Raw genomic sequence first — 6,754 nt, 5'->3', positions numbered from 1 at the left:
AACAACTGTAATAATGCATAGCCTGCCATTTTCAAATGCATCCATCGCAGAAGCGTTCTCAACTTTTGTTGCCACAAGTGACAGCAGCCGAAAGCGTGTTTGAGTTGATGAAACATAGGTTCAACCGGCCATCTCTTTGCGTAGGCACGAAGAACTTCCAGCCCTTCGTGCTCTACATTGGTTGAGATGAATATCCTGTTTTCAGTCAGTCCCTTGTCATTTTCAAAACGGCTCCAGACAACTCTCACTTCGCGACCTTTAAGGAACCTGGCACGGCAAATCATGGTGCGATAACGTATTGTGCGAAACTTGTTGTACATCCATACGGTAGCTCTGTCTTCCGGCAGTTTCTCCACCTCGTCTGCTGTCATCTTGGTACCGTATTTTTTGGGTCGCCCCCGTTTCTTTACAAGCGGTGTAGGCGGCAGTGCATACAGGGCTCGATTTCGAGGTATTTGACCAACGACTTCGATATTCATTTCCAGAGCTGGTTTCATCAGCGTCCAGTTCATAAACCAGCAATCGGTAACCAAACGCAACGCTCGGTCCTGTACTTCCTGACGTACCACCTTGAGCATGGCAACGGCAATTCTCAGTTTGCTGGCGTTGCCCGAAGCAGGAGCCGGAAATGAGATGACCGGTATGGCGGTAAACACTTCGTCTGCAGCCCGTTCAAATATCACGGCCAGAGATACCCAGCATTGCCCCCAGATATACGTCGGTCGGTTACGCTTTTTACTGTGTTGATGATGGGTACGACAAGCAGGGGCTTTATCAGAAAATCGTTCGATCACCCAGTCATCAAGTCCCAGAGTCACCGGTTCGTCCGGTGGAGCTTTTGAGCAGACCAGGCGGATCAAACGGCACGCCAGGTGCTTCCATCGCCACTTCCCCTGGGAGATCCAGTGGTGGTAGCTGCTCCACACACAATGAAAGTTTATCGACAACAGCGCCTGCGTAACAAACCCGTCCCCTGCGAGCATGCACCCGAACAGCAATTCACAGAACGTTGGTACTGCAGTTGGTGATAGCGCTCCGGCAAGAAAGGTTGTATATAAAGCGAGTTCCCGGAGGATCACTCGATGATCTGAAGTGAGCATAGCAACCGTCTCGAACTTGGTGGTTGGGGATGGTTGCTATTTAGCAGATTATGCGTTCGCTGCTGAACTATTGTGCTTTGAGAACTCTAAAGTCGAGTACCTACTTAGTTCCCATGCAGAAACTCTAGCCCTTGGGACACGTAGGCTATAGAGACCCAAGGTGCTTCAAATTTACGTAAAAATCGCATCAACTCCGCTACAGGCCCCGAAAGTCGTGCGGAGCAGGTGTCAAAACAAAATGAATTTTTTAGACCTGACCGTCTGCCATACGGGGCCTACAGCGTTTCTTGATGAGAACTACTTAACAAAAAAGGATGAATGATATGAATGTTTCCGGGAATAGCCATACCAGACAGATCCAATCTGGTCAGCAGATGTCGACTGGCAGTGCAGCAGGTCAGGAATATAAGCTCACTGGTTGGAGTCCACGAAAACATCAGATGAAGTCTAAGCTTTCTGGTCGGACGTCTCGACCCACTGGTTTAGGCCGTCGACCAATACGGAGAGGTGGCTTAGATAGCAGGAAGATACAGCGATCTATATTAAATGTCACTCAGTCAATTGGCCGCTTGATGGGTAAGGCTAGCAGGTTCTCTCCACCATTAATCTCCCCACTATTAAGATTCATTCAAGTTGCTGTGGCACTGACGCCAGCTGTCTATTATCGATCACCGGAGGTTATTCGGGATACGATAAATTTGGGAGGTATTTTTGGGAAAATTGCACAAATGCAGCCAGAGCTTTCGAACTTAATGGGACATAATCAAGAAAGCAATTATTCCAAGGGTGATAACGAACGTGTAAGGCTTGCTTTGGCCAGTGCCAATAGCCAATACCAGGGAGGTGAAATTACTTCTGAAGAGGTAGTGCGCATTCTGAAAGCATCCCTTGCACAGTCTCAGGGCGAGTCTGCTGAAGGTGTTAATATCCATCATATCAAGGTGTTAGGGCGAGGAACGATTGCCCAAATCGACCATGTTCGTATAAATGATAAAGATTATGCTGTTAAAACGCTATCACCCCGTTTGGTATGGGCTATGAAGAGCGATGCTGGGCTGGCAAGAGGTGCTTTGTTACTGGCTAAATGCTGGGGGAAGATTTCAGAAACGGATTTAGATGCTCTCTCCAGGGATATTGAAAAAATCATTCAGGAAACGGATTTATCAATAGAGTTACAAAATACCAGGAGACAGACTGATATTTTCAATAAACCATCAACGGACGGGGGTTACCATTTGGAGTTCTACCGTGAAGTGAATATGAAAGAGTGTTTTACGGTACCTGTGAAATTTAAAGTGCCTCGAGTTTATCCAGATCTTTCAAGTACTAATTCATTGGTTATGGAGATTATTGACGGTTTTTCCCTGGATCGCAATGAAGAAATAAATAACATGCTGCTTTCATGGAAACCTGACTGGAATGACAATAAACCCTTTACACCTCCACAGATAGCTATGTTTACCTATAGTGTTAAATCACTTGTCATGGAAGTTTATCTGGAGGCGGCACGGGAAAATGAGTTTATTAATGCTGACTTCCAGCTTGGTAATTTCATGATGAAATTAGAAGAAAACAAAGTTGTCGTTTACTGCATTGACCATGGTCACTGTATATCGGTTAGAAGTCCTTCCCCTACTGCTAAATCTCTGCACTACGCCCTTATAAAAACTTTAGTTAACTTTTTCCATAGCCGATGCCGTATTGCTGAAGATATCGCTAGAGATGCGGTAGGTTCTGGTGATGTTTCCATGAATCCTTTGGCTTTGATCGAAGAATTAGCGGGCCATGAACAACAAGATGGTAAGGCTGAAGCTATTCATGTCACTTTGAAATCAAAGGAGGCTGTAAGGATTAGGGAACTAACCTATAGTCCTTTGTCATATAATGATATACAACATATTGAATCCACAATTGAAAATTATGAAATATTGGGTAAGAATTTCATTCCTTCCGTAGACGATGATATAGAGTGGTGCAAGTCAACGAGGAGTGTTGAGGAGGTCTGTCATAAACTTTATGACTGGCTAAAATCTGACTGGGTCCAGAGTGAACGCAGCGGTAATGAAAGAGCATTTCCGTGCAAGGATGATTTTGTCAATAGGCTGATACCAACGCTCTTCAAGGTAGCTTTTGAATTAAAGGAGTTTGATAAGCTGGATTTTGAAACACAGTTCGAGAGGTCGGGTATCCCATTTGATGATTTCGTCCATGGCATGGGATTAAGTTTTCCTGGAGGCGATTTAGCACTTGTACGATTAACTCTTTTGGTTGAGGAATTCAACTATGCTCGATTGAAGTTAGCATTTGGTTGAGTGGCGTAAGTTGCCGTTAATGGTTGGTAGCTTTTTTATTTCTAACATAAGCTACGAAGAAAATAAAATTGCCATTTAGCTATTAAAAGCTGTCGATTTTGGCATCTCGGCCAAAATCGATCTTAAACATAATTTTTTAATGTATAGATCAGTGCATACTCTTAATTAAATCGCAACGAGCGCAACACTCATTCATGGCTAAGTTACCGTTAGTGGTTGGTCTGAATTTTATTCCTATGCCCGCAAGTAATAAATCCTAAATTTTTATATCCTTTATTGTCTTTGCGCCGAACAGCACGCAATTGAGCCATGTATTAAAAAACGTGTTTAATATCGCGTTTTACTTATATGTCATAATGGGCAGCTTTTAATAACTGCATAGTAGTTTTATTTTCTTGCTAGATACCATTAGAGATAAAAAGGCTCCCAACCATTAACGGTAACTTAGCCCTCATTCATTGTTATGACAAATGCTCAAGTTGCCTTTATGCAGGTTCTAAAAACTGAAAAACGATTGTGTTATTACGACTAAAAAACCTGCACAAGTCAAGTCTGGCGTCTAGCAAAGCGTACTGCGCTTTTTGCATTTTGTTTCAACTGTTCAGAGTTGTTTTACCGCTTTAGCCATTCGTTTAACCGCTTCTTCCAGCAAGGAACGACTGCAGCCGAAATTAAGGCTCAGATAGTTCCCATCACCAAACTGTTTGCCGGGAGAGAGTCCAACCCCGGCTTGATCGAAGAACTGATGGGGATCTTCCAGACCCAGTTTACTGATATCAATCCAGGCCAGATAGGTGGCCTGCAGAGGCTCCATGGATAACTCTGGAATATCATTGATCGCTTTCATCATAAAGTCATGATTTCCCCGAAGGTATGCCAGAAGCGACTGTCGCCAGGGTTCACCATGGCGGTAGGCTGCCTGTCAGGTTTAAAATCGGAGTTTGATGGAACTATTTTCTTTAGTACTTGGTCAAAACGTCACAATAAATATAAATGTATGAGGTAAGTCATGGACAACTTTCACACAGTTTCTAACGATGGTGGTAGGGATTCTCGCAATTTACGGAGGGGGGATGAGAAAATCGATGATTCATTATCAGTTAATGGAATATAGGTGTCAGAGGTAAGGCCCAAAATAGGCATTGATCTCCATAGCGTTGCACCTCATGTCTCAGATTCTGGCTTAAGTATGTGTCAGCGAATATTATCAGCAATTCAACCAGTTACCCTCTTCATGAATAATGTTAGCAGTGGTGGCAGTAAAGCATTAAGATGCATTCAAATTATCAAAACACTGAGTAGTGCAGCTTATTATCAATCACCGGAGGCTAAGCGTCATGTACTAGAAAAGGGAGGCATCTTCGGAAAATTGGCTCAGACTCTGTTATTGAAACCAGGGATTATTGAAGGAATCTCCGGCAATAAGGCTGAGGCTGAGGCTGAAATTATACGATTAATTAATTGTCTTAAAACAAGTTTAAGCATGCAACAGGTGGGTGAAATTGATCCTGAAAGAGTACTGGATACTCTGAAGGAATCTATTTCTCAAGGTAAGGGGGCAGCAGTTTCTGATATGCTCGCATATCACCACGCTGGGTCGAGGAACGATTTGTCAGGTCGATCGTGTTTGTATTGATAGTAAGGATTATGCGGCTAAATCTATCTCAGCCATGACGAGGAATTATGTGAAATGTGATGTGAAAATTATTCAAAATCTTATTATCCCTGTGATTGAACGGATTGCTCTGTTTGGTATTGATAATCTTAATGGGATAAGCGCTTTCTTTGATATAATAAGTGAGGAAACGGATTTATCCAGAGAGCTTGAATATACTCAAACACAGGCTGAAATATTCAAGTCTCTATCAAGCAACGGTGATTACCATATCGTTTTGCCTGTTAATGCCGAGGCAGAAGACTCTGTTGAAGTTGTTGAGAAACTTCTCGTCTCTGTTGAAATAAGTTGTGGGAACACCGTTTCCGACTCTTCAGATGGTAAATATTCACTCAAAAGGAAAAGTGTCGAGTCTTCTGATACCTCTTTCACTAATAAAGATAACGGTACACCTTCACCTGCAAAGTCGGTAAGGTTTGAAGATGGAAGCACTTCCGCTTCTAACCTGAATGACAAGGGGCGAAAGGTGCAGGTGAAATTTAAAGTGCCTGATGTTTATCCTGATTTTTCAAGCTCTGATGTATTGGTTATGGAACTTATTGACGGTTGTACCCTTGATCGAGTGCAAGAGATAAAGGATATGCTGGGTCGTTGGACGCCTGCATGGAATAACCAACAACCTTTATCTGAAGCCCAGATACAGTTGACTTGCTCACAACTTAAAGAGCAGATCCTGAAAGTTTATCGGGATGCGGGGCGGATACACTGTTTTTTTAATGGTGATTTCCAGACTGGTAATATGATGATGACATTAGACGATGACGATATTTGTATTTACTTCATTGACCATGGGAACTGTTTTACGGTTAAAAGTATATTCACACATGCTATTGGCATGTTGAACTATCAATTAATAAAATCTTTATTTAAGTTATTTCATCACAGATTCCACGATTCTGTTGAAGATAGTGATAGCAATTCATTTCAAGCCAAAAAGGTAGAAGCTGAGGTTCCCGTAGTCTCTCATGAACAAGATGATGGTGCTGAACCCATCTGGATCAAAGATTTAACCTTCGTGCCTCTGACGAATGATGGCTTAAAGTGTCTTGAACGTGATATTACTTATTTGTTTGGCGACAGTATTGGGGATGATATTCGCCTTTCAGAAGCGGATTATATCTAGTACCTAAATGCCAATAGTGTTGAGGCAGCCTGCCATAAACTTTATGACTGGCTTAAGGCTGACTGGTGGTTTGATTCTGACACCACTGATGGTGGAAGTGCAATGCCTTCAAAGGAGGAGTTTGCCCAGGCACTGCCTCAAATAATGTGCAAGGCAGCTTTCGATTTGAAGGATGTTGATAAGCTGAGTGATTGTGAAAAAAACATAAGTTATACCAAACCATTTAATGATTACGTTCGTGGCATAGGGTTACGCGATCCCGAGGGAGTGTGTTCGTTATGGCGTATTGGAATTCAGATAGATGGGTTCGAAAGGTCTGCATTTAAGAACATTTAAAAGTGGTAAACCGTTGTGGGCGTTCATAGCCCATGACTCGGCTAAGTTACCGTTAATGGTTGGGAGCCTTTTTATCTCTAATGGTATCTAGCAAGAAAATAAAACTACTATGCAGTTATTAAAAGCTGCCAATTATGACATATCAGTAAAATGCGATATTAAACACGTTTTTTAATACATGGCTCAATGGCGTGCTGTTCGGCGCAAA

The 6,754-nt window shown here is 42.6% G+C and carries 5 protein-coding genes; 3 read left to right on the top strand and 2 right to left on the bottom strand.

Annotated features, from left to right (window positions below):
- The coding region (locus tag RM811_RS03410; RefSeq protein ID WP_402520775.1) for a transposase at window positions 1–1,100 on the bottom strand (1,100 nt) is incomplete at its 3' end.
- Between the two features lie 323 nt (window positions 1,101–1,423).
- Here RM811_RS03410 and RM811_RS03405 point away from each other — a divergent pair.
- Window positions 1,424–3,412 (top strand): AarF/UbiB family protein, encoded by a 1,989-nt coding sequence (locus RM811_RS03405; protein ID WP_402520773.1) that lies wholly within the window; start codon window positions 1,424–1,426, stop codon window positions 3,410–3,412.
- Window positions 3,413–4,013: 601 nt separating this feature from the next.
- Here the strand turns inward: RM811_RS03405 and RM811_RS03400 are convergent.
- Window positions 4,014–4,262: a hypothetical protein gene (locus RM811_RS03400; RefSeq protein WP_402520771.1), complete on the bottom strand. Its 249-nt coding sequence runs from the start codon at window positions 4,260–4,262 to the stop codon at window positions 4,014–4,016.
- A 384-nt stretch (window positions 4,263–4,646) separates the two neighbouring features.
- Between RM811_RS03400 and RM811_RS03395 the strand changes: the two genes are divergently transcribed.
- Window positions 4,647–5,048, top strand: a complete 402-nt coding sequence (locus tag RM811_RS03395) for a hypothetical protein (RefSeq protein ID WP_402520769.1) — start codon at window positions 4,647–4,649, stop codon at window positions 5,046–5,048.
- Between the two features lie 61 nt (window positions 5,049–5,109).
- On the top strand, window positions 5,110–6,210 hold the full coding sequence (locus RM811_RS03390; protein WP_402520767.1) for an AarF/UbiB family protein: 1,101 nt from the start codon (window positions 5,110–5,112) through the stop codon (window positions 6,208–6,210).
- Window positions 6,211–6,754 lie beyond the last annotated feature (544 nt).

The sequence above is a fragment of the Endozoicomonas sp. genome (assembly GCF_031844845.1).
Lineage (GTDB): Bacteria > Pseudomonadota > Gammaproteobacteria > Pseudomonadales > Endozoicomonadaceae > Endozoicomonas.
The sequence above is the reverse complement of the archived record's forward strand: the minus strand, read 5'-3'. Positions and strand labels throughout refer to the sequence as shown.